The sequence below is a fragment of the Petropleomorpha daqingensis genome, assembly GCF_013408985.1.
Lineage (GTDB): Bacteria > Actinomycetota > Actinomycetes > Mycobacteriales > Geodermatophilaceae > Petropleomorpha > Petropleomorpha daqingensis.
In genome coordinates, this window is the sequence record NZ_JACBZT010000001.1 from 270,639 (window position 1) to 293,340 (window position 22,702).

A 22,702-nucleotide genomic window follows, 5' to 3' on the forward strand; every position below is an offset into this window, starting at 1 on the left:
CGCTTCTCAGACGATCCGGATGCGCAGGCGGCGGAAGCCGCGGCCCTTGTTCTCCATCTTCGTGACCTCGACCCGCCCCACCATCGACGTCGAGGCGACGTGGGTGCCGCCGTCGGCCTGCGTGTCCAGGCCGACGATGTCCACGATCCGCACGACCGCGATGTCCGGGGGCAGCAGGTTCGTCGCCGTCCGGATGATGTCGGGGATCGCGAACGCCTCCTCCCGCGGCAGCGTCGTGACCTCGATCGGCCGGTTGGCGGCGATCTCGGCGTTGACCGACTCGGCGACCCGCTCCTTGAAGTCCGGCGGTACCTCGGCCAGGTCGAAGTCCATCCGCGCGGTGAGCGGCTCCATGTTGCCGCCGGTCACCAGCGCGCCGAAGTCCCGGAACACCACGCCGGTCAGCACGTGCAGCCCGCTGTGGGTGCGCATCAGCGCCGTCCGCCGCTCGTCGTCCAGCGCGCCACGCACCGCGGTGCCCGGCGGCGGCACGGGGTCCCCCTCGACCGGGATCAGGTAGAGCTCGTCGCCCTTGCGCGTACCCGCGATCCGGGTGCGGACCCCGCCCCACAGCAGCACGCCCTCGTCCGGCGGCTGCCCGCCGCCGCCCGGGTAGAAGGCCGACCGGTCCAGCACGATCCCCTGCTCGGCATCGGAGGACAGCACGGTCGCGTCCCACTCGCGGACCGTGCTGTCGTCCAGGTCGAGCCGGTGGGTGTGCCCGTGGGTCTCGGTCGCCATGGGCCCATCCTGTCGTGGCGGGTCAGACGGTGGCGGGCACGGGTGCGGGGACGGCCGGCTCGAGCGACCGTGGACGGACGACGGCGAGGGTGACCGACGCCGCGACGAACCACAGCGTGATGCCGGCCATCGGGAGGAAGAAGGTGCCGAGCACGAGCACCGCCAGCGGGATCCCGGCGATGCCGAGACCGAGCGGGATCCCCTCCCGCCGGAAGCCGGCGACGCTCACCGCCGCGACGAGCACCACCACCGAGAGCGTGGCGGCCACGATGAACTCGCCGAAGACGGCGCCGTCCCAGAACCGGCTGACCGCGCCGCTCGGGGCGCCCACCACCGTGAGGGTCCGGGACAGCGGGATCGCGGCGTAGAGCAGGCCGAACACGAGCACGGTGAGCGCGAAGGCCCGCCCTGCCCCGACGGCGAGCAGCCGAAGCGTGCGCGACGCCCCACCCGCGTCGAGCCGCCGGCCCACCACCGTCGCGAAGACCCACAGGAAGGGGACGGCGAGCAGGGTGACGGCCGCGGCGGCGAGCCACTGCCCGTCGCCGTGGGCGGCGTACCAGGCGGCGATGTGCGCGTCGGAGCCGAACGGCGCGGCCGGGTCCCAGAACCAGCCGACGTCGAGCAGGACGATGCCGGCGAGGCCGGACAGGGCGGACAGGCGTGACATGGCGCTCCTCCGTGGTGGGGAGACCCGTGACGGGCCTCGACGCGCCGAGAACGCTAGGAACCGCGGGGCCGCGGATCGTCCACCGTGCGATGGGAAGACCGGCGCGGTGTCCATCGCGCGATGGACGCGCGGGCCCCGCCGCGCGACCTAGGGTTCTGGCCCGTGCAACTGCTCCGGGACCGCGCCCTGGACGCCTTCGTCGTCCTGCTGGCGGCCGTGGAGGTCGCGTCCGTGCTGGCCGCCGATCCGCCGCGCGCCGCCGCGGCGGCCGTGGTCTCGGCGGTGTCGGCGCTCGTCCTGCTCGCGCACCGCTGGCAGCCCCTGGCCGCGTGCGTCGCTGCCTTCGCCGCGCTCACCCTCTCCGTCGCGCTCACCCCTCGCTCGACGCTGCCCCAGTTCTTCGGCACGCTGGCGACCTTCGCGATCGCCGGCGCCGTCAACCGCGAGCGCGAGGCGGTGGTGGCCTGGCTGGCCGGCGCCGGGATGCTGGCGTACGCCGCGTGGGTCGATCCGGTGGGCGGAGGCCTCGGTGACTTCGCGCTCTCCCTCGCGTTCGGGACGACGATGTGGGGCGCCGGCCTGCTGGTCGCCCGCCGCGCCCGCTCCACCGCGGCGGCCGTGCGCCGGGCCGAGGACGCCGAGCGCGACCGGCTCGAGCAGGGCCGCCGGGCGGTGGAGGAGGAGCGGGCGCGGATCGCCCGGGAGCTGCACGACGTCGTCAGCCACGGCTTGTCCGTCGTCGTCCTGCAGACCGTCGCCGCGCGCGCCGCGCTGCACGACGGCGAGCCGGCCGCCGCGGTCGACCGGCACCTCGACGCCGTCGAGGAGACCGCCCGGGATTCGCTCGGCGACATGCGCCGCATGCTCGGGCTGCTGCAGGCCGACGACGCCGACGGCCCCTCGGCCCCGGCGCCCGGGCTGAGCTCGCTCCCCGCGCTCGTCGACCGCGCCTCGGCCGGGCTGCGGATCGGCGCCGTGGACGTGGACACCGGCGCGGAGCTGCCGGGCGGGATCGAGCTCGCCGTCTACCGGATCGTCCAGGAAGCGCTGACCAACGCCGCCAAGCACGCGCCGGGCTCCTCGGTCGCGGTGCGCGTGCAGGTCGCCGACGGCCGGGTGACCGCATCGGTGGTCAACACCGCCGGCGGGCCGGGACCGACCGTCCCCGGCTCGGGGCGCGGCCTGGTGGGCATGCGGGAGCGCGTCGCGCTCTACGGCGGGACGCTCGCCGCCGGCCCGACCGCCGACGGCTACGCGCTGACCGCCTCGCTGCCCCTCGACGCCGACGTCGTGGCCGCGCCGTGATCGACGTCCTCCTCGCCGACGACCAGGCGCTGGTCCGCGACGGCTTCCGCGCGCTCATCGACCGCGAGCCCGATCTGCGGGTGGTCGCCGAGGCGGTCGACGGGGTCGAGGCGATCGCCCAGGCGCGCCGGCACCGGCCGGCCGTCGTCCTCATGGACATCCGCATGCCGAACATCGACGGCCTCACCGCCACCGCGCGGGTGCTCGCCCTGCCCGACCCGCCCCGGGTGCTCGTGCTGACCACCTTCGACCGCGACGACTGGGTCTACGAGGCGCTGCGCGCCGGGGCGAGCGGCTTCCTGCTCAAGGACGTCCGCGGGCACCAGCTCACCGATGCCATCCGCACCGTCGCGGCCGGGGAGGCGCTGCTCGCGCCGTCGGTGACCCGGCGGCTGATCGAGCAGTTCGTGTCCCGCGCCCCGCAGCGCCCGCCGGCCGCCCTGCCCGAGCTCACGGAGCGGGAACGCGACGTCCTGCGGCTGCTCGCCGGCGGGCTGTCGAACGCCGAGATCGCCCGGTCGCTGGTGATCGGTCACTCCACCGTGAAGACGCACGTCAACCGGCTGCTCACCAAGCTGGGGCTGCGCGACCGGGCGCAGGCGGTCGTCTACGCCTACGAGTCGGGATTCGTGCGGCCGGGCGGCTGACCTTGCCCTGGGCGGGCGCAGCCGAGGATCGTGATCCTCGCGGCGGTGCCGCGGAGGCCTCGCCGATCCCGGAGAGGAGCTGTGCGCATGTACGCCCGATCCACCACCGTGCGAGGCAACCCGGAGGCGATGGACGACGCGATCGCGTTCGTGCGCGACGAGGCGATGCCCGCCCTGCTAGGGATGAGCGGCTGCGTCGGTGTCTCGATGCTCTGCGACCGCGCGGACGGCCGCTGCATCATCACCTCCGCCTGGGGCGACGAGACGGCGATGCACGCGACCGAGCAGGCCGTCGTCGAGCTGCGGCGCCGGGCCGCCGACCTGATGGACGGCGAGTACGAGACGCAGGTGTGGGAGATCGCGACCATGCACCGGGTGCGCGACACCGGGGACGGCGCCTGCGCGCGGGTGATCTGGTCGCAGGGTCAGGCCGGCCAGATGGACCGGGTCATCGACGCCTTCCGGACGACGATCCCGGCGCAGCTCGAGCAGATGGAGGGCTTCTGCGGCGTCAGCGCCTTCGTCGACCGCGCGTCGGGGCGGGCGGTCGCCGCGGTGAGCTACGCGAACCGGGACGCGATGGACCGCTCCGCGGAGGCCGGCCTGGCCCTGCGCGACCGGTTCGCCGCGAGCCACGGCTTCGACATCACCGACGTCGCCGAGTTCGACCTCGTGCTGGCCCACCTGCGACTGCCCGAACTCGTCTGAGCACAACCGATCCAGAGAGGAGAGCCGGCATGTACGCCCGTTCCAACGCCCTGATGGGGAACCCGCAGGCGATGAACGAGGCCATCGCCTACATCCACGACGAGGTGATGCCGCTGGTGCAGGGGATGGACGGCTGCATCGGCCTGTCGATGCTGTGCGACCGCGCCTCCGGCCGGTGCATCGTCACGACGGCCTGGGCCAACGAGGAGGCGATGCGCGCCAGCGAGGCGGGCGTCGCCGACAGCCGCGAGAGGGCGACGCACGTCTTCGGGAGCAGCACCCCGGAGGTGCGCGAGTGGGAGATCGCCGTCATGCACCGCATGCACGAGAGCCACGACGGCGCCTGCGCCCGGGTGCTCTGGGGCGAGATCGACCCGGCCAAGGCCGACGACACGCTGTCCACGTTCCGGATGACGATGATGCCGCGCATGGCGGACCTGCCCGGTTTCTGCAGCGTCAGCCTGCTGGTCGACCGCGCCACCGGCCGCAGCGCGATGACCGCCTGCTACGACAGCCGCGAGGACATGGCCCGCGCCGCCGGGATCGCGACGTCGATGCGCGAGGAGTTCAGCCAGGCCATGGGCATCACGCTCACCGACATGGCCGAGTTCGACGTCGTCCTCCACCACCTGCGGGTACCGGAAACTGTCTGAGCGGCGCGCCCCTGCGGCAGAAGTCGCGACTTCTGCCGCAGGGCGTCAGACGACGCGGGTGAGGGTGGGCCAGAGGGCGTCGGGGCCCGCGGCGAGCAGGCCGGCGCCGAGAACGCGGGACCAGTGCAGCTCGCTGCCGGCCTCGTCGCGCCAGGACCACAGCCGCCGCGTCAGGTGGTGCAGCTTGTGCTCCTGCGTGAAGCCGATCGCGCCGTGCACCTGGTGCGCCAGCCGCGCGACCACCTCGACCGCCGCGCCCGCGCGCACCTTCGCCGCGGCCGCGGCCAGGACGACGTCGTCCCCACGACCGAGCGCCTGGACGGCGGCGTCGACGATCGCCGCGACCGCGGTGACCTCGCCGGCCATCTCGGCGAGCTCCATCTGGATCGCCTGGAACCGCCCCAGCGGCCGGCCGAACTGCTCCCGCTCGCCGGCGTACTGCACCGTCCACGCGAGCACCTGCTGCAGCGCTGCCGAGATCTGCACCGCGCGGGCGAGGGCGAAGCGCGCCCGCAGCACGGCGGCCTGCGCCTCGGTCAGCAGCGCGCCGGGCGCGGAGACGCCGTCGAGGTCCAGCGACCCGGTCGGCTCACCGGCCAGGTTGGTCCCCGGGGCGGCCGCCACGCGGGCGGCGTCCACGAGCACCAGCACCGAGCCGCCGATCCGCGGCGGCCCCTGCACCAGGACCGCCACGCGGCGGGCGACGCCGGACCACGCGACGTCGGCCGAGACGCCCTGCAGCACGAACGCGCCGGGACCGTCGCCGTCGTCGGACGGTTCCGCGGTGACGCCGTCGGCGATGGCGAACGACAGCGGCTCGGCCGGGTCGGGCAGGTCGAGGCCTGCCGTCACCAGTGCGGGCCCGGCCACCAGCAGCTGCTCGGCCACCGGGACCGCCGCCGCCCCGGCAGCCAACGTGGCCACCACCGCGACCGCGTCGGCCAGCTCACCCCCGGAGCCACCGGCCTCCTCCGGCAGGCCGACGCCGGTCAGCCCGGCCTCGGCGAGCGCGGTCCACAACGCCCCGTCCCACGGCCGGGACGGCGTCAGCACGAACGGCTCGTGCGCCGCGAGGATGTCCCGGACGGTCTCGACCACCAGGTCCTGATCGCTCATCGCAGCCCCAACCCCCGCGCCACGATCCCCCGCAGGATCTCGTTGGTCCCGCCGCGCAGCGTGTAGCCCGGCGCGTGCAGCTGGGCCTCGGCCAGCGCCCGGCCCAGCGGGTCCGGCGAGTCCAGGGACGCCGGCACCTCCACCACGCGCCGGATCTCGTCGATGACATCGGCCTCGAACGTCGTCCCGACGTCCTTGACCAGCGCGGCGGCGAGGTTCGGCAGCTCCCCGCGGTCCAGCGCGGCGGCGATCCGCAGCGACAGCTGCCGCAGCGCGAGCAGCCGCGCCGACAACCGGCCCAGCACGGCGACGCCGGCGGGGTCGCCCGAGTCGGCAACTCGACGAGCGAACTCGGCGAGAAGGGGATAAGTCGACAGGAAGCGCTCCGGCCCCGACCGCTCGAAGGCCAGCTCCGCGGTCACCTGGTGCCAGCCGTCGCCCTCGGTGCCCAGCAGCATGTCGGCCGGGACGACGACGTCGGTGAACACCACCTCGTTGAAGTGGTGGCCGCCGTCGAGGATCCGGATCGGGTTGACCGTGATGCCCGGTGTCGACAGGTCGATCAGCAGCTGCGACAACCCCGCGTGCCGGTTCGAGGGATCGGCCGGTGAGGTGCGCACCAGGGTGATCGCGTAGTGCGAGGCGTGCGCGTTCGACGTCCAGATCTTGGCGCCGTTGACCACCCAGTCGCCGTCGCCGTTGCGCGCGGCGCGCGTCCTGATCGAGGCGAGGTCGGAACCCGAGTCGGGCTCGGACATGCCGATCACGATGTAGCACTCCCCTGCCGCGATGCGCGGCAGGATCGTCGCCTTCTGCGCCTCGGTGCCGTAGCGCAGCAGGTTCGGCCCGGACTGCCGGTCGGCGATCCAGTGCGCGGCCACCGGCGCACCGGCCGCGAGCAGCTCCTCGGTGACCGCGTAGCGCTCCATCGCCGTCCGCTCGTGCCCGCCGTAGCGGGACGGCCAGGTCATCCCGAGCCAGCCGCGCTCCCCCAGCTTCCGGGAGAAGGCGGGGTCGACGCCGGACAGCCAGGTGTCGACGTGCGTGGTGAACGAGCCGGCTGCCAGCTCCTCGGCCAGGAACCGGCGGACCTCGGCGCGCACCTGCTCGGCCGCCTCCGAGGGCGGCGCGGGCGCCAGCGTCAACGACGGGGTGCTCATGTCCCGCACCCTGCCAGAGGCGGCAGGGCGCGGCCCGCTCAGGTCAGGAGCTCTCCTCGTCCTCGGACGACGGCCCGCGGGTCAGCGAGCGCAGCTCGCTCACCACGTCGCTGGCGGCCGAGGTCAGCGAGAACAGCGCCCCGGAGACGAGCCGGCGCACCCCGGCGGCGTCCAGGCCGAGCACGGAGCCCAGCCCGACGGCGACGTCCAGCCCCGGTACCGCGGTCGAGCGGCCCGGCTGCTCTGCCAGCTCGGGTGACCAGCGCATCGCATCGCCGGAGACCGCGTAGTCACCGGTGGCGCCGTCGAGCGCCTGAGCGACCGTGTCCTCGCCCCTGTCCATGGCGCGCCTCCCCCGGAGCCCCGTGCACGTCCAGCGTCCCCAGGGGCCGGGCCGCGGTCAAGACGATCGGGCGAGGGCGGCCACAGCCCGGAGGGCGCCGTTCCACCTCCCGACCGACGCCGCATCAGCCCTGGGATGGAGACGGGGCGCCACGGCGTGCGTCGCCCGGATGATTTTCTCGATTCCCGGACGGAACCAGGCACAAATCCCTGTCCCTCGGGACATCCGGCTCCCTAATCTGCGTCGCACTCGTATCAGCGCAGACACCGCAGACCTCTTTCGACACATGAACCGAGGTGCACCCATGACCGCCACCGCGGTCCTTCCCCGCCCCGCCGGCCAGCAGGTCGACGACCGGTCCCCCGCCCCGATCTGCCGCGCCGTCGCCTACCAGCGCGTGGTGCACCAGCTGGTGCGGCGGGAGCTGCGGCTGCTCGCCGAGCTGTCCACCTGGGCGCCGGCCGCCGAGCCGGCCCGCACGCAGGCGCTGACCCGGCACGCCGAGCTGATCGGCCGCGTGCTGCTGCACCACCACAAGGCCGAGCGGGACCTGCTGTGGCCGGCGCTGCACCGTGCGCTGCCCGGGGACGACGCGCTGCGCGACCGGGTCGCCGACTGGACGGCGCGCTGCGCCCGGATCGACCACATGCTCCGCGACCTGGCGACCGCCGCCCGGCAGTGGGGCGTCGTCGGCAGCTGCGCGGCGCGCGACAGCTTCGCCATGGCCTGCCTCGACCTGGCCGACGTCGTCGACGCGCAGACCGCCGAGGAGGAGCGGACGCTGCACCCGCTGCTGGCCGAGCACCTCGACGCCGCCGCGTGGTCGGCGATCGTCGGTTCGGTGCGCTCGGACCTCTCCCCCACCGAGCAGACCCTCGTGCTGGGGCTGGCGCTCGAGGACGCCTGCGCCGGCGATCGGGCCCGCCTGCTCTCCGGGCTGCCGTTCGCCCGCCGGCTGGCCTGGCGGACCGTCGGCGCCGGCCGCTTCCGCGCCGCCGTCGTCCGGCTGCGGGGCGCTCCCCCCGCGCTGTAGACGACGTTCAGGGACGACGGTCGGCCGCGGACGCGGCCGGCCGTTCGTCGTCAGTAGCGGGAGGTCTTGCAGTCCGTGCAGCGCTTGCGCGCGGTGTCGGTCTCGGTGCGGCAGTTCGGGCAGGTCCACGTGCTGGTGGGGCGCTCTGTGGTCTGCCGTTCGATCGTGCTCGTGCTCATGGCGAGGACGCTAGGCAGCGGATGTGTCGCGCCGGTGTCCCCGAGGTTGATTCGCTGTGATCGCTCACATCAGAGGTGGGCGACGCCGCCGTCCAGGTCGATCCGCTCGCGGGGCGGGGCGCCGTCGCCGAGGTCGTCGCGGTGCAGCTCGCGCGAGCGCTGCTCCTCCAGGTCGACGGCGCGGCCGGGTGCCAGCGCGACCGAGAACACGTCGAGACCGCCGGCCGACAGCGCGTGCCGCTTCGTGCGGGCGAGCGGGCTGAGCCGGCCCAGCCGGGCGGCGAGGTGCTCGACCACGGCGAGGAGCACCAGCAGCAGCACGATGCCGGGTAGCGTCAGAGCGACGAGCAGCCCGGGACCCATGGCGCGACGGTAGCGCGACATGCCGCGGCGAGGGATGACAACGAGCAGGAGATCTGCGCACAATGGTCAATTGCCGCCACGGGCGAATAGACCATTCTGAAGAATTGCAGAGATCCTAGCAGAAAGAGCAGCGCATTGTCGAATTCTCGGCAGGATGTCGTTCCCGACACGGCCGAAACCGCCATCGCCGCCGAGCAGGAGGCGGTCGGCGTCCGCTACGTCCGGCTCGACGAGATGCGCGAGCGCGCGGTGCGCCGGCTGCGCGAGGCGCTGGCCACCCGCCCCACCACCCCCCAGTCGGTCGGCGAGCGCGAGGCGGCGGCCAACTTCCAGACGGCGCGGCTGGCCGCGCTCGACGCCGCCGAGAGCGGCCTGGTGTTCGGCCGGCTCGACCTGCACGACGTCGAGGCCCCGCGCTACGTCGGGCGGATCGGGCTGTCCGCCGACGACGGCGACGAGGAGCCGATGCTGGTCGACTGGCGCGCCCCCGCGGCGCAGCCGTTCTACACCGCCACCGCGCTCAACGACCTCGGCGTCGCCCGCCGCCGGCACATCCGCACGAGGCTGCGCAGGGTCGTCGGCGTCAGCGACGAGGTGCTCGACCCGGACGACCCGGCCGCGGCGAACTCGACCGGCCTGACCGGCGAGTCGGCGCTGCTCGCCGCGCTCAGCGCCACCCGCACCGGCCGGATGACCGACATCGTCCGCACCATCCAGGCCGAGCAGGACCGGATCATCCGCGCCGACGCCCGGGGGGTCCTGGTCGTGCAGGGCGGCCCGGGCACCGGCAAGACCGCGGTGGCCCTGCACCGCGCGGCGTACCTCCTCTACACGCACCGCGAGCGGCTGGCCCGCAGCGGGCTGCTCGTCGTCGGCCCGTCGCCGACGTTCCTGCGCTACATCGCCGACGTGCTGCCCTCCCTCGGCGAGACCGGCGTGCTGCTCGCCGACGTCGCCTCGCTGCGCCCCGGGCTCACCGCCACGGGCGTCGAGAGCTCCGCGTCGGCCGAGGTCAAGGGCCGGCTGTCGATGGTCAAGGTGCTGCAGGCCGCCGTCCGGGACCGGGAGGAGCTGCCCGACGGCGTGGAGACCGTCGTCGTCGACCGCACCAAGGTCGAGTTCACCGTCGAGGACGCCAAGCAGGCACGGGCCCGCGGCCGCGCCGGCCGGCGGCTGCACAACGAGGGCCGGGTCCACTTCCGGCGGGCCGTCGTCGAGATCATCGCCCGGCGCTACGCGCAGCAGCTCGGCGCCGACCCGCTCGGCGGTTCCAACCTGTTCAGCCGCCGCGACCTCGAGGAGATCGCCGAGGAGGTGGCGACCGAGCCGTCGGTCAACGAGCTGGTCAACCGGCTGTGGCCGCGGCTGACCCCCGAGCGGCTGCTCACCGACCTGTACGACTCCCCCGCGCGGATCCGGGCGGCCACCCGCGGCTGGTCCGACGCCGAGCGGGCGGTGCTGCACCGGCCGGCGGGCGCGCCGTGGACGCCGGCCGACGTCCCGCTGCTCGAGGAGGCCGACGAGCTGCTCGGCACCGATCCCGCGCGGGCCGCGGCCGCCGACCGGCAGCGCTCGGTGCTGGTCCGGCAGGCGCAGGAGACCCTCGACATCCTCGCCGGCTCGCAGTCGACCGACATCGAGGACGACGCCGAGGCGGCACTGTCCGCCGGCGACGTGCTCGACGCCGAGCTGCTCGCCGAGCGGCAGGTGGAGGTCGACACCCGCACCGCGGCAGAACGGGCGGCGGCCGACCGGACGTGGACCTTCGGGCACGTCGTGGTCGACGAGGCGCAGGAGCTCTCGGCCATGGCGTGGCGGACCGTGCTGCGCCGGGTGCCGACGCGGTCGATGACCGTGGTCGGCGACGTCGCGCAGACCGGCTCGGCGGCCGGGGCGACGTCGTGGGAGGAGGCGCTGCGCCCGCAGCTGGCCGACGGCTGGCGCCTCGAGGAGCTGACCATCAACTACCGGACGCCGGCGGAGATCATGGCGGTCGCGGCCGACGTGCTGGCCGCGACCGGCAGCGGGTTGACCGCGCCCCGCTCGGTGCGCTCCACCGGCGAGCAGCCCACCGCCGAGCCGGTGTCGGAGGCCGAGCTGCCGGCCGCGGTGGCCGCGACCGCGGCCCGGCTGTCCGAGCAGGAGGGGACGCTCGCCGTCCTCGTGCCGCCGAGCCGGCTCGCGGAGATCTCGGCGGCCGTCACGGCGCGGTTGCCGGGGACGTCGGTGGACGCCGCGGCCGACCTGACCGGAGGGCCCGTCGTCCTGCCCCCGGAGCACGCCAAGGGGCTGGAGTTCGACGCGGTGCTGGTCGTCGACCCGGTGCGGATCGTCGCCGAGGGGGTCCGCGGCTGGAGCGACCTGTACGTCGCGCTGACCCGCGCGACCCGCAGCCTCGCCGTCGTCCACCCGGGCGACCTGCCCCCGGAGCTGGCGAAGCTGCGGTGACGGCCGGTGGCTACAGGCCGACCGGGACGTTGCGCAGCCGCTCGTCCTCGAGCACGCGGGCGGTCCGGACGATCACCGTCCACAGCGCGAGGTAGTAGCCGACACCCGCGGTGAGCAGGGCGAGCAGCACGGTGGAGTCGGCGTCCCACGACCAGAGCAGGCCGGTCACGACGCCGACGACGAGGCCGAGCGCGGCGCTGATCGCGAGGCGGGCACGGGCGGAGGGGATCGTCATGCGACGACCGTGCCGGGCGGCGCTTGCGGCGCACTGGGGAGCGACTTGGCCCGCCAGTTGGCGGGGCGAACCCGCCACCTGGCGTCTCCCGGGCCCGGCCGCGCGTGCGCAGGATGTCGGTGACCCCGATCACAGGAGGAACCCGTGACGACGTCCCCCACCGCTCCGCCGGTCCCCTTCGACCCCGAGCTCGCCGCCGCGCTGTCGGTGTTCGCCGAGTTCCTGCCGCCGGCGTTCACGCCGGAGATGATCCCGCTGCTGCGGCAACCGAACCCGGCCATGCCGACGCCGACGGACGAGGACCTCGCCCGCGGTGGCCGGTTCGGCGTCGAGGAGCGCGCGGTGCCGGGTCCCGACGGCGCCCCCGACATCTCCCTGCTGATCTGCCAGCCCACGGCGGCGACGGCGCCGACCGCCGCGATCTACCACGTCCACGGCGGCGGAATGATCCTCGGCGACAACCGCTCCGGCGTCCTGGAGATGCTCGACCTCGCCGAGGAGTTCGGCCTCGCGGTGGTCTCCGTCGAGTACCGGCTCGCCCCCGAGACGCCGCACCCGGGACCGGTCGAGGACTGCTACGCCGGGCTGGTCTGGACCGCCGAGCACGCCGCCGAGCTGGGCATCGACCCCGACCGCATCGTGGTGGGCGGCGCCAGCGCCGGGGGCGGGCTGTCGGCCGCGGTGGCGCTCATGGCCCGTGACCGTGGTGGCCCGGCCCTGCTCGGCCAGCTGCTGATCTACCCCATGCTCGACGACCGCAACGACACCCCGTCGGCGATCCAGATGGCCGGGGTCGGCGTCTGGGACCGCACGGCCAACGACACCGGCTGGTCGGCGCTGCTCGGCGACGACCGCGGCGGTCCCGACGTGTCGCCCTACGCCGCACCGGCCCGTGCCACGGACCTGTCCGGTCTCCCGCCGGCGTTCATCGACGTCGGCTCGGCGGAGACCTTCCGCGACGAGGACGTGGCCTACGCGAGCCGGATCTGGCAGGCGGGCGGGATCGCCGAGCTGCACGTCTGGCACGGCTGCTTCCACGGCTTCGACGGGCTGGCGCCGCAGGCCGCCGTCTCGCAGGAGGCCCGCGCCGCGCGTCGCCGGTGGCTGCGGCGGCTGCTCGGCGACTGATCCGGGGCAGGATGACGGCGTGAAGGACCTCGCCGTCCGGCTGGCCGCGCTCGATCCCGACGCGAGCGCGGCCCTGCAGGTCATCGCCTACTTCGACAAGCTCGTCGAGGGACGTGCCGGGGTGTCGGCGGTCGTCCGGGGCGCCGCCGCCCTGGCCCACTGCCCGGCCCGCCTCCTCGACGAGGAGCGGCACCTGTCGGTGCGGGCCGAGCCGGACGGCACGCCGGGCGCGACCGGTCCGCTCGACCCACGGTGGCCTTCCGCGCCGGCGGGGAGCGCCGTGCTGTGGCTGGAACGCGACGACGCGGCGTCCCCGGTGGACGCGATGGTGCTGGAGCGCGCGGCCGCCGCCGTGGCCACGGCGCTCGACCGCACCCGTCGCCGGGCTGCCGTGGCCGACGACCCTGCGGCGGTCGAGGTGTTGCTCGAAACCGCTGTCCCCCTCTCCGACCGGCTGGCCACCGCGCGCCGGCTCGGGCTGACCGGCGAGGTCTCGGCGGTGGCCGTCCACGGTGGCGGAGCGCGGGTCGCGCCGGTGGGGGGTGAGGTCGGTGGCGTCCGCGCGGGGATCGGTCCGGCGGTGCCGGTGGGCGAGCTGCCGGCGTCGTGGGCCGCGGCGCGGACGGCGCTGCGGTTCACCGCCGAGGGGACCGAGGCCGATCCAGGTCCGCGGGTGGTGCGGGCCGAGGAGCTGGGCGGCCTGCTGCTGCTGGCCGACGCCGTCCGGCCGGGTGGCGACGTCCCGCCCGACGTCCGTGCCTTGTCGGCCGCCGCGGCCGGCTCTCCCGGACTGCTCGCCACCCTCGACGCCGTCGCGACGACGGCGAGCCTGCGCACTGCCGCGGCGGCGCTGCACGTGCACCACTCGACGCTGCAGGAGCGGGTGGCCGCGGCCGAGCGGGCGCTGGGCTGGGACGTCCGCGAGCCGCAGGGCCGGCTCCGGCTCCAGCTGGCCCTCGTGGTGCGGCGGTTGCTCGTCGCCTAGTCGCTGCCGTGGACGGCGAGGACGACGCCGCTCGCGGGCTTCGCCGGGATCCGCCGCAGCGAGATCGACAGGTCCTGCTCCGGCACGTCGAACCGCAGCCGGGCGAGGCGGACGGCCAGCGCCGACAGCACCGTCACGGTGACGTCCTCGCCGGGGCAGCGGTGGCCGGCGCGCGGATCGCCGCCGCCCTGGGGGATGAGCTCGAACGCGCCGATGTCCGTGCCGAGGAATCGTTCGGGGCGGAAGACGTAGGGGTCGTCCCAGAGGTCCGGGTCGTGGTTCTGCCCGTAGAGGTCGATGAGCACCATCGCGCCCTGCGGGATGCGCTGGCCGTCCCACTCGATCTCGCGCGGCGCCTTGCCGCCGAGGAACGGGGCGAACGGGTAGAACCGCCGGACCTCGTGGGCGAACGCCAGGGCGAACGCGGGGTCACCGGAGGCCAGCCGCTCGCGGTGCTCCGGCCAGCGGATCAGCGCGTGCCCGGAGAACGCGAGGAACCAGGAGATCGCGACCGTCGGCCGGATGATGTTGATCAGCTCGACCGCCGCGACCCGCGGGTCGAGCAGTTCGCCGTCGGAGTCGCGGTGCCGGGCGACGACGTTGACCGCCGAGCCCTCGGGCACCGTCGTCCGCCCCTCGCGGACGGCGCTCACGAGGTCGGCCAGCCAGGCCTCGCGACGGCCGCGGGCGCGGCGGGCGCGGAAGTGCCGGGGGCCGCCGGTGGCGAAGCCGTCGACCATGGCGAGCAGGTCGCGGGCGAGCCCGGGGACCTCGTCGTCCGTCACGGGGATGCCGGCCCAGCGGGTGACCGAGCCGGCCAGCACCTCCGCGGCCTCCTCGAACAGCACGATCGAGCGCCGCTGCGACCAGGCCGTCACCGCGTCGTCCCAGGCAGCCGTCGTCCGCTCGACCAGCGGACCGATGCCGTCGCCCATGAGCAGCGCGACGAACATCGACTTGCGCACCCGGTGCGGGTGGCCGTCGAGGGTGTGCACCGCCCCCTTGCCGAACAGCGTGCCGACGACCGGCTCGGGCAGCGCGCCCGAGCGGCGCACGTGGTCCTCGTCGTAGAAGAACCGGACGGCGTCCGGGCCCTCGAGCGCGACCGCGCGCATCCCGGCGAGCCGGGCGCGCACGGTGCGTCCGCCGAGGGCGCGGCGCCGGTCGGGGAGCCAGCCGTACCCCTTGGTCAGCAGGCTCAGGCTGTCGTCGAGCGGCATGGGCGCTGCGGTGCCCAACGACACCGCGGCGCAACCATGATCGTCAGCCGAGCGCGCCGCACCCTCCGCCGGCACCGCAGGCGCACCCGGCGCAGGCGGCCGGGACGGGCGGGGCGGGCCGGTGGGCGGCGGCCCGCAGGTTGGCCGCGCCGATGAGCACCGGGACGGCGAGGCCGGCCACGACGAGGCCGGCGATCACGGTGGCCACACCGGCGGCGCGGTCCCAGTCGCGGGCGAGACCGGTGCCGACGAGCAGCGCGGTGAGCAGGATTGCCCAGACCAGCAGGGCGAGGCCGCGGCGGGGTGCGCCCCCGCGGGCCAGCACCGCGCCGGCCGCGCCGAGCAGCAGGACCGGGACGGCGACCAGCAGCACGACGCCGCTCGCCGTCGCCGACACCGCCGCGACGACGGCCGCGGCGAGCCCGGCGACGAGCGCCCCGACGCCGAGGCCGGTGACGCCCTCGCGCAGGACGACGACGCCCCGGCCGAGCAGGAACAGACCGGTCGCGCCGAGCAGGACGCGGGCGCCCTCCGCCGTCCAGAAGATCCCGACCGCGGCGACGGCGAGCATGCCCAGGCCCAGCAGCAGCCAGCGGGGCCACGCCCGCCGTGCGACGTCGGGGTCCGCCGAGGCGGTGAGGATGCCGGGTTCGGTCGTGCTCGCCACGGGGCAAGTGTCCCTCACGGCGGGGCGGAGGAGAGGAGCGGCGTGGCGACGGAGGACGTGGCGTCCCTCGCGCGGCGGACGGCGCACAGCCGCACGCTGCGGCACCTCGCCTCCCTCGGCTTCACCGGCTACGGGCTGCTGCACCTGCTCGTCGCCTGGCTCGCCGTCGAACTGGCGTGGGGACCGCGACCGGACGGCGGCGCGACCACGGACTCCGCCGGTGCCCTCGCCGTGCTGCGCCGCTCCCCCGCCGGACCGGTCCTGCTGTGGGTGCTCGCCGTCGGCCTCGGGGGCCTGGCGCTGTGGCAGGCGGTCGAGGTGGTCCGCCACCACCGCCGGCTGCCCGAGCCCGGGCCGGAGCGGCGGAAGGCACTGCTGCAGGTGGTCAAGACGGTGGGCACCGCGCTGCTCTACGGCTTTCTCGCCGTCTCGGCCGCGCGGGCTGCGGTGAGCGGCGGCCGGGGTCGGGCCACCGAGCGGGCGACGGTGCGCGGCGTCCTCGGCTGGCCGGGTGGGCAGGAGCTCGTCGTCGCCGTCGGCGTGGTCGTCGTCGGCATCGGGATCTACCTCGTGCGCAAGGGGCTGCGCTCGGACTTCGTCGACGAGATCGACCTCGAGTCGGTCTCGTCACCGCTGCGGGCGCTCACCCGCCGGTGCAGCCAGGTCGGCTTCGTGTTGAAGGGCGTCGCGCTGGTGCTCGTGGGCGGGGTGGTCGCCTGGGCGGCGGCCACCTTCGACCCGGCGCGGGCCACGGGGCTGGACGGCGCGATGCAGACCCTGGCCGCCGAGCCCTACGGGCAGTGGATGCTCACCGCGATCGCCGCCGGGCTCGCCTCCTTCTGCGTGTACTGCCTCGCCCGGGCGCGTCATCCCGTGGGATAGACCGGCCGCAACGGGGTATCTGCCGAGCCGACCACGGGCGAAGGAGCGCGAGATGAGCGCACAGGGAACGACGAGCGAGGCGGCCTACACCGCCGATCGCGCAGGCGACAGCGAGAGCCTGGAGAACCTCGCCCGAATCGGGTTGCTGGCCTACGGCCTGGTGCACCTGCTGGTGGCCTGGCTGGCTCTGCAGCTGGCATGGGGCGGGGGCGGCGGCCGCGAGGCCGACCAGTCCGGCGCCATGGCGACGCTGGCGCAGACGCCGGTCGGCAAGCCGCTGCTGTGGGTGGTCGCCGTCGGGCTGATCGCGCTGGCCGTCTGGCAGGCGGCGGAGGCGCTGCAGTGGCGCGGATCGCTGCGGGCCGGCGGCCGCCAGAAGAAGAAGGCGCTGCAGAAGATCGGGAAGTCGGTCGCCAAGGCCGTCGTCTACGCGGCGCTCGCGATCAGCGCGATCAGGTTCGCGGTGGGCAGCGGCAACTCGAGTTCGCAGCAACAGCAGCAGGGGACGGCGGGTGTGCTCAGCTGGCCCGGCGGCCGGTTCCTGGTCGGGATCGCGGCGGTGGTCCTGCTCTGCGTCGGCGGGGTGCACGTCTACAAGGGCGTGAAGAAGACCTTCCTCAAGCAGATCGACCTCGCCGACGCACCGCCGTCGGCGACCCGGTTCATCACCCGCGTCGGCCAGGTCGGCTTCCCGGCCAAGGGCATCGCGCTGGCCGCGGTCGGCGGGTTGTTCGGCTACGCGGCGATCACCTTCGACCCGTCGAAGGCCCGGGGTCTGGACGGCGCCATGCGGACCATCCTCGACGCACCCTTCGGCGAATGGCTGCTCACGCTGGTCGCGGTGGGCATCGTCGCGTTCGGCGTGTTCCTCTTCGCCCGCGCCCGCTACCCCGAGCGCACCTAGTCCGGCTAGCGTCCGGGGCCGTGGCCCTGCACATCCGGGACGACGAGCTCCCCGGCACCAGAGAGTCCCGGACGTTCCTGGGCCGCGACCACGGCGAGGTCCCGGTCTCGTTCTTCATCCAGGCGAGCCCGCCGGGTCATGGTCCGGGGCCGCACACCCACCCCTACGCGGAGGTCTTCGTGCTCCACGAGGGGTCGGGCTGGTTCCTGGCCGGCGACGAGACGATCGAGGCCTCCGGCGGTTCGGTGGTCGTCGTCCCGCCGGGCGAGGTCCACGGCTTCACCGCCTCGCCCGGCGGTCCACTGCGGATGACGTGCCTGCACCTGCACGACCACATGATCACCGAGTGGGTCGAGCCGGCTTGAGAGTCAGGCCTGGGCGTCGGCGAACGCCTCGGGGCCTTGTTGCGCCGCCGCCGGGTCCATCCACATGGCCTGCCAGCCGTGGCCGTCGAGGTCGAAGAAGCTGCGTGAGTACATGAAGCCGAAGTCCTCGGCGTCGTCCGCTTCGGAGCCACCTGCCGCGAGCGCGGCGGCGGTGACCGCATCGACCTCGTCGCGGGAGCCCACGCTGAAGCAGAACAGCGCCAGGGCGTGCGTGGTCGGATCGCCGACCGGCAGCTTGGAGAACTCGGCGAACTTCTCCCGGCTGAGCAGCATGACGAAGGCCTGCTCGCCGACGAGCATGCACGCGGAGGTCTCGTCGGTGAAGTTCGGGTTGTAGCTGAAGCCGAGCTTCGCGAAGAACGCCTTGCTGCGCTCGACATCTGCCACGGGCATGTTCACGAACAGCATGCGGCCGGGGTGTGCGGGACTGGTCATGCCGGGCTCCACTCGTTGGCTCGATGGCGTACGTCCAGGGAGACGGGCCCGGCCCGCCGAACTCATCGGTCAGGCGGTCCGGGGTCGCCACGGCTCGTGCGTGTGCGCGAGCCAGACCAGCTCGGGGTCGAGGGCCCGCACCAGGCGCTGGCCCTCCGTGTCCGGCTCGTCGAGCTCGCCGAACCAGACCGCCACGTCGCCGGCGATGACGGCCGGACGCTCTCCTGTCTGCACGACGACCACCTGCGTGCCGGCCGTGTGCCCCGGCGCCGGGACGAGCCGCACGCCGGGGAGCAGCTCGAGCTCGCCATCGACGGGGACGTACCGCACGCCGGGCGCGTCGACCCACTCGCGGATGGTGTAGTCGTCCAGGCTGCGCGCGTCGTCGAGCTCCCGGCGCTGGACGTAGGTCGGCCTGCCGGCGAAGAGGTGGTTGCCGCCGCAGTGGTCGAAGTGCAGGTGGGTGTTGACGACGATGTCGATGCTCGCCAGGTCGAAGTCCTGCTCGCTGAGCGGCCGGAGGCGGGGATCCATGTCAGCCACCAGCGGGTGCAGCTCCGTCAGGCCGGTGTCGACCAGCACGCGCGCATCGGGGTGCTCGATGACGTGCACGTAGACCGGCATCAGCTCGCCCTCGGCGAGCAGGTCGGCGACGTGCACCGGCGTGATGGCAAGGGAAGCGGGGGCGCTCACGGACGAACTCCTTCGACGGATGCTGCTCGGCGCGCGACCCACGTCACGCCCATGCGTAGACGGCGCGAGCCGCTCTGACTCATCGGTGCCATCCGGGCTAGAACGGCGGCGGGTCGTCGGCGGCTGGTCGCGTGCCCGGTGGCCAGGTGGTGCGCGATACGCCGGCCGGTGAGGTCACGGTGAACACCCCGTCGTCGGTCATCACGAACACCCAGCCCCGTGCGTGGGTCTTGAGGCGGTGATGCCGGCGGCACAGGCAGCACAAGTTCTCGCAGGCGGTCTGCCCACCGCAGGCGTGCGCGATGACGTGATCCAGATCGGCCCACACCACCTGGTTGGTGCAGCCGGGCCACCGGCAGGTCCGGTCCCGGGTGCGCACGAACCGGTACTGCGCCGCCGAGGGCCGGTAGCGGTCCACCGGGTCCGGCCGGTCGAGCACCGGGCACTCGCACGGCGCGCCGGGGTGCTCGGGGCAGCCCCGCCGGACCAGCGCCTCGAGCTCCCCGCGAGTCACCACGGCCCGCAGCCTCCCCGAGACCGGGTCGACCAGGCTGACGTCCAGGGAGCCGCCGGCCGGGGCCCGCAGCCCGCCGGGGCACACCGCGTCGAGCTGCTCGAGGATCTCGGCCAGCAGTCCGGCGGTGATCGGCCGCCCGTCCACCTCGGCCACGGCCTTGGCGTCCGGGCGCAGCGCGTGGATCGGCGCGGTGATGGTCAGCTGCGCGGTCACCGGCCGTCGGGAGGCATCCCACGGCCGCAGGATCAGGTCCGCCAGCACCTCCGCCCTCAGCACGCCGATCGGCCGGGGGTCCCCGTCGGCCTTCAGCATCCGGGCGTAGCGGTCCACCGCGTCCCGGCAGGCGGTCGCCGAGGCGATCGGCAGCACCGCCTTCAGCTCCGCCATGCCGTCCCGACCCGCCTCGACGGTCACGTTCGCGGTGCTCTCGGCCTTCGTGCGGCGTTCCTCGGACAGGTCGACGCCGTGGGCGAGCAGGCGGGCGCGGATGAGCTCGCGCAGCGTGCGGACCTTCACCTCCATCGCCCGGGGTAGCACCTCAGCCTCCACCAGGTGCACGACCGCGTCCGGCACGTCCCTCGCGGGCCAGCCCAGCTCCGCGGCGATCGCCCGGGCCCGCGGCCAGTCCAGCAGCCCGTCGGCCAGCCGCCCTCGGGTCGCCGGCAGCCGGGTGAGCAGCACGTTCGACGTCTCGGCCAGATCGGTCGCCGCCGTCCGCGAGCAGCGCAGCACGTGGCCCAGCTCGTCGGGGAAGAACTCCGAGGTCTCCGGCAGCTGCACCTCCCCCGGCCCCCACCGCTGCCCCAGCGGCGACCCGGGCTCCGGCGGCCGGTGCCCGGCCAGCGCTACGACCAGCTCGGTCTTGTAGCCCGCCAGCATCGACTCGAACGCCTGCACCAGCCGCAGCTCGTCGCAGAGCTCCACGTCCGTCTTGCCGGCCACCGGCAGGTAGTCGCTGATCCGCCGGCCCAGGTCAGCCGGGTCGAACGCGGGCTCGGAGGCGGCGCGCAACTGCACCGCGAAGGCGAGGCCCATCACCGCCGGCTCCGGTTCGATCATGTGTTCGATTGTAGTCGAGCGGCCGACGAAAAGACCAGCTCAGGACCGGGTTGTGGAAACCGGTTCCTCGGCAGGTGTCCGGCTCAGCTTGCGCCAGATCCAGCTCTCCGGCACCCGTCGTCCCGACACGACGTACTCCAGTGCCGAGTCGACGAACAGCACCGTCGACAGCGCCCGGCGGGCGCTCGGCCGGCCGGCCAGCAGGACCTCGTCACCGGCGGAGAGGACGAAGTCGTCGTCCGGAGCGAGGAAGGCCTCGCCGTTCCGGAGCACCAGCAGCGCCACCGCGTGCAGCGGGTCCTCGCGGGTCTCCGGATCCCGCAGGAGATCGCCCAGACGCGCCTCCCCCGACCCCAGCCAGCGGCTCAGCGCCGGCGCCTCCTCCGGGGTGAGCCGCACCTTCCACAGCGCCTGCAACCGGTGGCCGCACAGGTCGAGGAGGCGGTCCACGATGCCGGCCGCCCAGTCGTCGTCCTGGCCCTGCAACTCGCGCAGGAAGCGCCACAGCAACGGGGTGGCGACCTGCGCGTAGACCTCGTGCGCGATGACCTCGGTGGGCACCAGGAGCGCGTCGATGTCCATGGCCGCGAACAGCGGCGCGCTGGCCGGCCGGTTCTGCCGCGCGGCCACGAACAGCGAGCCGTTGACCCGTCGGGCGGCGGCGACCAGCGACAGGTTCGTCGTGTCGTTGTCGGTGCCCGCGACGAACCCGACCGCGTCGGCCAGCCGGGTCCGCGCCAGCACCTCCGGCTCGACGCCGTCCCCGACGACCAGGTCCGGTTCCTCCGACGCACCAGGGTGCGGTTCGACGACGGTGACCTCGAGGCCCTCCGCGCGCAGGTCGGCGGTGATCTCCCGGCCCAGCCGGCCGTACCCGCAGACCACCCAACGGCCCTGCCGCGGAGGCCGTGTGCGCTCGGGAAGTGCCGCGCCCGGCCCGCTCTCCAGCCAGCTCATCAGCTGGTAGGCGGCCGGCGAGCGCAACGCCAGCCGCAGGTGGTCGCCGAACCGGTCGAAGGGGTTGATGACCCCGGGCGACCCGAACGCCGCCATCCGTTCGGCCATCGCCCGCGAGGTGGCGCGGGCGATCACCTGCACGTCCGGCTGCAGCAGGTTCGCCGTCATGACGACGGAGAGGTTGACCTCTTCGTCGTCGGTGAGCGCCACCACCGCTTCGCAGCGCGGGTGCCCCAGGCCCGCGATGGCCAGCCGACCGGGTTCGCGGGCGTCGGCCGCCAGCCCCGGGACGTCGGCGTGGAAGGCGTCGAGGTCGACGGCGTCGACCCGATCCGGGTCCACGTCCAGGACGACGAAGCGCCGGCCCAGCGCGTCCAGCGCGTGCCCGAGCACCTCCCCCGCACGGCCGTACCCGGCGATCAGCACGAACGGCTCCGCCAGCCGGTCCACCGTGCGGCGGAAACGCTGCAAGGCCCGCGCCGAGCGGAACGAGCGGTCCTGCAGCAGCGCCAGCAGCGAGCCGATGGCGTAGGCCCACCCGATCACCGTGAGGTAGATCGAGATGGTCACCCACATCCGCTGGTTGTAGGTGAACGGGTACGGGATCTCGCCGAAGCCGATCGTCGTCGCCGTGTAGCTCATGACGTAGAACGCGTCGAAGAACCCCATGCGGAACGGCCGCCCCTGGCCGTCCACGCCCGGGATGAGCGTCAGCCCGAGCACGCTCACCGCGAAGATGGTGATGAGCACGATCAGCGGCGCACGCATCCGCCGCAGGACCAGGAAGACGGTCTCGGACGCCTGCGCCTCCGAGGCGGCGGCCGCGTTCACCGACTCCCGGCGCGCGCGGCGCTGCTGCCGAGTCACGGCGTCAGCCGCGGTGGAAGGAGACGGTCTCCACCACGAGCAGCACGACGGAGACGACGTTGGCCAGCAGCGCCCCGGCGGACAGCGACACGACGCTCGCCGTCCAGGAGGCGGTGAGCCCGGCGGAGGAGACGTAGATCGCGTAGCCGTAGAACAGGGACGCGGCGATCAGCTGCAGGTCGGCGACCAGGCTGGTGGCCAGGTGCACCGCGCCGATCTGCGTGCGGTCGCCGAACTTCAGCACCGTCGCGATCAGGTTGACCACGACGGCGGCGAACAGCTCGTACGGGTTGTGCAGGTCGGGGTTGTCGATGTCCCCGATGAAGAACCCGAAGTTCAGCGTCGCCGCGAGGACGACGAAGAACCCGAAGACGACCTTCTCGAGATTCATCGCGCCCTCC

At 74.4% G+C, this 22,702-nt stretch carries 26 protein-coding genes; 11 read left to right on the plus strand and 15 right to left on the minus strand.

Annotated elements, in window-relative coordinates; all coding sequences use genetic code 11:
- Window positions 1-6: 6 nt before the first annotated feature.
- Together GGQ55_RS01335 and GGQ55_RS01340 are read right to left on the minus strand one after the other, a co-directional pair.
- Entirely contained in the window at window positions 7-741 is a 735-nt protein-coding gene (locus GGQ55_RS01335; protein ID WP_179714766.1) for an alanyl-tRNA editing protein, read from the minus strand.
- Between the two features lie 22 nt (window positions 742-763).
- Window positions 764-1,411: a hypothetical protein gene (locus GGQ55_RS01340; protein WP_179714767.1), complete on the minus strand. Its 648-nt coding sequence runs from the start codon at window positions 1,409-1,411 to the stop codon at window positions 764-766.
- Window positions 1,412-1,573: 162 nt separating this feature from the next.
- Between GGQ55_RS01340 and GGQ55_RS01345 the strand changes: the two genes are divergently transcribed.
- From GGQ55_RS01345 to GGQ55_RS01360, 4 genes are all read left to right on the plus strand, one after another.
- On the plus strand, window positions 1,574-2,716 hold the full coding sequence (locus GGQ55_RS01345; RefSeq protein ID WP_179714768.1) for a sensor histidine kinase: 1,143 nt from the start codon (window positions 1,574-1,576) through the stop codon (window positions 2,714-2,716).
- Entirely contained in the window at window positions 2,713-3,363 is a 651-nt protein-coding gene (locus GGQ55_RS01350) for a response regulator (RefSeq protein WP_179714769.1), read from the plus strand. Before GGQ55_RS01345 ends, GGQ55_RS01350 begins: the two co-directional genes overlap by 4 nt.
- Before the next feature lie 87 nt (window positions 3,364-3,450).
- On the plus strand, window positions 3,451-4,071 hold the full coding sequence (locus tag GGQ55_RS01355) for a hypothetical protein (protein WP_179714770.1): 621 nt from the start codon (window positions 3,451-3,453) through the stop codon (window positions 4,069-4,071).
- Between the two features lie 29 nt (window positions 4,072-4,100).
- Window positions 4,101-4,724: an antibiotic biosynthesis monooxygenase gene (locus GGQ55_RS01360; protein WP_179714771.1), complete on the plus strand. Its 624-nt coding sequence runs from the start codon at window positions 4,101-4,103 to the stop codon at window positions 4,722-4,724.
- A 45-nt stretch (window positions 4,725-4,769) separates the two neighbouring features.
- Here the strand turns inward: GGQ55_RS01360 and GGQ55_RS01365 are convergent, their stop codons facing one another.
- Genes GGQ55_RS01365 through GGQ55_RS01375 form a run of 3 tightly spaced genes read right to left on the minus strand, consistent with a single transcriptional unit; the run spans window position 4,770 to window position 7,343 of the window.
- Complete coding sequence (locus tag GGQ55_RS01365; protein WP_179714772.1) at window positions 4,770-5,840, minus strand: acyl-CoA dehydrogenase family protein; 1,071 nt, start codon at window positions 5,838-5,840, stop codon at window positions 4,770-4,772.
- Entirely contained in the window at window positions 5,837-7,000 is a 1,164-nt protein-coding gene (locus GGQ55_RS01370; protein ID WP_179714773.1) for an acyl-CoA dehydrogenase family protein, read from the minus strand. Before GGQ55_RS01370 ends, GGQ55_RS01365 begins: the two co-directional genes overlap by 4 nt.
- Window positions 7,001-7,043: 43 nt before the next feature.
- Complete coding sequence (locus GGQ55_RS01375) at window positions 7,044-7,343, minus strand: hypothetical protein (protein WP_179714774.1); 300 nt, start codon at window positions 7,341-7,343, stop codon at window positions 7,044-7,046.
- Window positions 7,344-7,647: 304 nt separating this feature from the next.
- Between GGQ55_RS01375 and GGQ55_RS01380 the strand changes: the two genes are divergently transcribed.
- On the plus strand, window positions 7,648-8,376 hold the full coding sequence (locus GGQ55_RS01380; protein WP_179714775.1) for a hemerythrin domain-containing protein: 729 nt from the start codon (window positions 7,648-7,650) through the stop codon (window positions 8,374-8,376).
- A 50-nt stretch (window positions 8,377-8,426) separates the two neighbouring features.
- Here GGQ55_RS01380 and GGQ55_RS27500 read toward each other — a convergent pair whose 3' ends face one another.
- Entirely contained in the window at window positions 8,427-8,555 is a 129-nt protein-coding gene (locus tag GGQ55_RS27500; protein ID WP_281371283.1) for a hypothetical protein, read from the minus strand.
- A 69-nt stretch (window positions 8,556-8,624) separates the two neighbouring features.
- The gene (locus GGQ55_RS01385) at window positions 8,625-8,918 is read right to left on the minus strand and encodes a DUF6191 domain-containing protein (protein WP_179714776.1); all 294 of its coding nucleotides are present in this window, start codon (window positions 8,916-8,918) and stop codon (window positions 8,625-8,627) included.
- 135 nt (window positions 8,919-9,053) lie between these two features.
- Between GGQ55_RS01385 and GGQ55_RS01390 the strand changes: the two genes are divergently transcribed.
- On the plus strand, window positions 9,054-11,366 hold the full coding sequence (locus GGQ55_RS01390; protein WP_246323743.1) for a HelD family protein: 2,313 nt from the start codon (window positions 9,054-9,056) through the stop codon (window positions 11,364-11,366).
- A 10-nt stretch (window positions 11,367-11,376) separates the two neighbouring features.
- Here the strand turns inward: GGQ55_RS01390 and GGQ55_RS01395 are convergent, their stop codons facing one another.
- Window positions 11,377-11,601, minus strand: coding sequence for a hypothetical protein (locus GGQ55_RS01395; RefSeq protein ID WP_179714777.1), 225 nt, complete (start codon window positions 11,599-11,601; stop codon window positions 11,377-11,379).
- A 144-nt stretch (window positions 11,602-11,745) separates the two neighbouring features.
- Between GGQ55_RS01395 and GGQ55_RS01400 the strand changes: the two genes are divergently transcribed.
- Window positions 11,746-12,729 carry an alpha/beta hydrolase gene (locus GGQ55_RS01400; protein ID WP_366488519.1) on the plus strand — a complete coding sequence of 328 codons (984 nt, stop codon included), beginning with the start codon at window positions 11,746-11,748 and terminating at the stop codon, window positions 12,727-12,729.
- A gap of 19 nt (window positions 12,730-12,748) precedes the next feature.
- Window positions 12,749-13,714, plus strand: coding sequence for a helix-turn-helix domain-containing protein (locus tag GGQ55_RS27505; protein WP_179714778.1), 966 nt, complete (start codon window positions 12,749-12,751; stop codon window positions 13,712-13,714).
- On the opposite strand, the gene GGQ55_RS01410 is transcribed toward GGQ55_RS27505, so the two are convergent.
- Together GGQ55_RS01410 and GGQ55_RS01415 are read right to left on the minus strand one after the other, a co-directional pair.
- Entirely contained in the window at window positions 13,711-14,934 is a 1,224-nt protein-coding gene (locus GGQ55_RS01410; protein WP_179714779.1) for a cytochrome P450, read from the minus strand. The genes GGQ55_RS27505 and GGQ55_RS01410 overlap by 4 nt on opposite strands.
- 43 nt (window positions 14,935-14,977) lie before the next feature.
- Window positions 14,978-15,601, minus strand: coding sequence for a hypothetical protein (locus tag GGQ55_RS01415; protein WP_179714780.1), 624 nt, complete (start codon window positions 15,599-15,601; stop codon window positions 14,978-14,980).
- Between the two features lie 42 nt (window positions 15,602-15,643).
- Here GGQ55_RS01415 and GGQ55_RS01420 point away from each other — a divergent pair, with 42 nt between their 5' ends.
- Genes GGQ55_RS01420 through GGQ55_RS01430 form a run of 3 tightly spaced genes read left to right on the plus strand, consistent with a single transcriptional unit; the run spans window position 15,644 to window position 17,752 of the window.
- On the plus strand, window positions 15,644-16,483 hold the full coding sequence (locus tag GGQ55_RS01420) for a DUF1206 domain-containing protein (protein ID WP_179714781.1): 840 nt from the start codon (window positions 15,644-15,646) through the stop codon (window positions 16,481-16,483).
- Window positions 16,484-16,535: 52 nt separating this feature from the next.
- Complete coding sequence (locus tag GGQ55_RS01425) at window positions 16,536-17,387, plus strand: DUF1206 domain-containing protein (RefSeq protein WP_179714782.1); 852 nt, start codon at window positions 16,536-16,538, stop codon at window positions 17,385-17,387.
- A 20-nt stretch (window positions 17,388-17,407) separates the two neighbouring features.
- Window positions 17,408-17,752, plus strand: a complete 345-nt coding sequence (locus tag GGQ55_RS01430; RefSeq protein ID WP_179714783.1) for a cupin domain-containing protein — start codon at window positions 17,408-17,410, stop codon at window positions 17,750-17,752.
- Between the two features lie 3 nt (window positions 17,753-17,755).
- Here the strand turns inward: GGQ55_RS01430 and GGQ55_RS01435 are convergent, their stop codons facing one another.
- The 5 genes from GGQ55_RS01435 to GGQ55_RS01455 all read right to left on the minus strand — a co-directional run bounded on the left by GGQ55_RS01435 (window position 17,756) and on the right by GGQ55_RS01455 (window position 22,692).
- Window positions 17,756-18,208: a VOC family protein gene (locus GGQ55_RS01435; protein WP_179714784.1), complete on the minus strand. Its 453-nt coding sequence runs from the start codon at window positions 18,206-18,208 to the stop codon at window positions 17,756-17,758.
- Between the two features lie 69 nt (window positions 18,209-18,277).
- Window positions 18,278-18,901 carry an MBL fold metallo-hydrolase gene (locus GGQ55_RS01440; protein WP_179714785.1) on the minus strand — a complete coding sequence of 208 codons (624 nt, stop codon included), beginning with the start codon at window positions 18,899-18,901 and terminating at the stop codon, window positions 18,278-18,280.
- A gap of 97 nt (window positions 18,902-18,998) precedes the next feature.
- Window positions 18,999-20,477 carry an HNH endonuclease signature motif containing protein gene (locus tag GGQ55_RS01445; RefSeq protein WP_179714786.1) on the minus strand — a complete coding sequence of 493 codons (1,479 nt, stop codon included), beginning with the start codon at window positions 20,475-20,477 and terminating at the stop codon, window positions 18,999-19,001.
- A gap of 39 nt (window positions 20,478-20,516) precedes the next feature.
- The gene (locus GGQ55_RS01450) at window positions 20,517-22,301 is read right to left on the minus strand and encodes a potassium channel family protein (RefSeq protein ID WP_366488522.1); all 1,785 of its coding nucleotides are present in this window, start codon (window positions 22,299-22,301) and stop codon (window positions 20,517-20,519) included.
- Between the two features lie 4 nt (window positions 22,302-22,305).
- On the minus strand, window positions 22,306-22,692 hold the full coding sequence (locus GGQ55_RS01455) for a DUF6394 family protein (RefSeq protein ID WP_179714787.1): 387 nt from the start codon (window positions 22,690-22,692) through the stop codon (window positions 22,306-22,308).
- Window positions 22,693-22,702: the final 10 nt, after the last annotated feature.

Coding starts and splice junctions, on each gene's coding strand:
- GGQ55_RS01395 (WP_179714777.1), bottom strand. CDS start 11,601: ATGACGATCCCCTCCGCCCGTGCCCGCCTCGCGATCAGCGCCGCGCTC.
- GGQ55_RS01385 (WP_179714776.1), bottom strand. CDS start 8,918: ATGGGTCCCGGGCTGCTCGTCGCTCTGACGCTACCCGGCATCGTGCTG.
- GGQ55_RS01335 (WP_179714766.1), bottom strand. CDS start 741: ATGGCGACCGAGACCCACGGGCACACCCACCGGCTCGACCTGGACGAC.
- GGQ55_RS01425 (WP_179714782.1), top strand. CDS start 16,536: ATGAGCGCACAGGGAACGACGAGCGAGGCGGCCTACACCGCCGATCGC.
- GGQ55_RS01455 (WP_179714787.1), bottom strand. CDS start 22,692: ATGAATCTCGAGAAGGTCGTCTTCGGGTTCTTCGTCGTCCTCGCGGCG.
- GGQ55_RS01355 (WP_179714770.1), top strand. CDS start 3,451: ATGTACGCCCGATCCACCACCGTGCGAGGCAACCCGGAGGCGATGGAC.
- GGQ55_RS01380 (WP_179714775.1), top strand. CDS start 7,648: ATGACCGCCACCGCGGTCCTTCCCCGCCCCGCCGGCCAGCAGGTCGAC.
- GGQ55_RS01375 (WP_179714774.1), bottom strand. CDS start 7,343: ATGGACAGGGGCGAGGACACGGTCGCTCAGGCGCTCGACGGCGCCACC.
- GGQ55_RS01410 (WP_179714779.1), bottom strand. CDS start 14,934: ATGCCGCTCGACGACAGCCTGAGCCTGCTGACCAAGGGGTACGGCTGG.
- GGQ55_RS01365 (WP_179714772.1), bottom strand. CDS start 5,840: ATGAGCGATCAGGACCTGGTGGTCGAGACCGTCCGGGACATCCTCGCG.
- GGQ55_RS01435 (WP_179714784.1), bottom strand. CDS start 18,208: ATGACCAGTCCCGCACACCCCGGCCGCATGCTGTTCGTGAACATGCCC.
- GGQ55_RS01360 (WP_179714771.1), top strand. CDS start 4,101: ATGTACGCCCGTTCCAACGCCCTGATGGGGAACCCGCAGGCGATGAAC.
- GGQ55_RS01340 (WP_179714767.1), bottom strand. CDS start 1,411: ATGTCACGCCTGTCCGCCCTGTCCGGCCTCGCCGGCATCGTCCTGCTC.
- GGQ55_RS01370 (WP_179714773.1), bottom strand. CDS start 7,000: ATGAGCACCCCGTCGTTGACGCTGGCGCCCGCGCCGCCCTCGGAGGCG.
- GGQ55_RS01445 (WP_179714786.1), bottom strand. CDS start 20,477: ATGATCGAACCGGAGCCGGCGGTGATGGGCCTCGCCTTCGCGGTGCAG.
- GGQ55_RS27500 (WP_281371283.1), bottom strand. CDS start 8,555: ATGAGCACGAGCACGATCGAACGGCAGACCACAGAGCGCCCCACCAGC.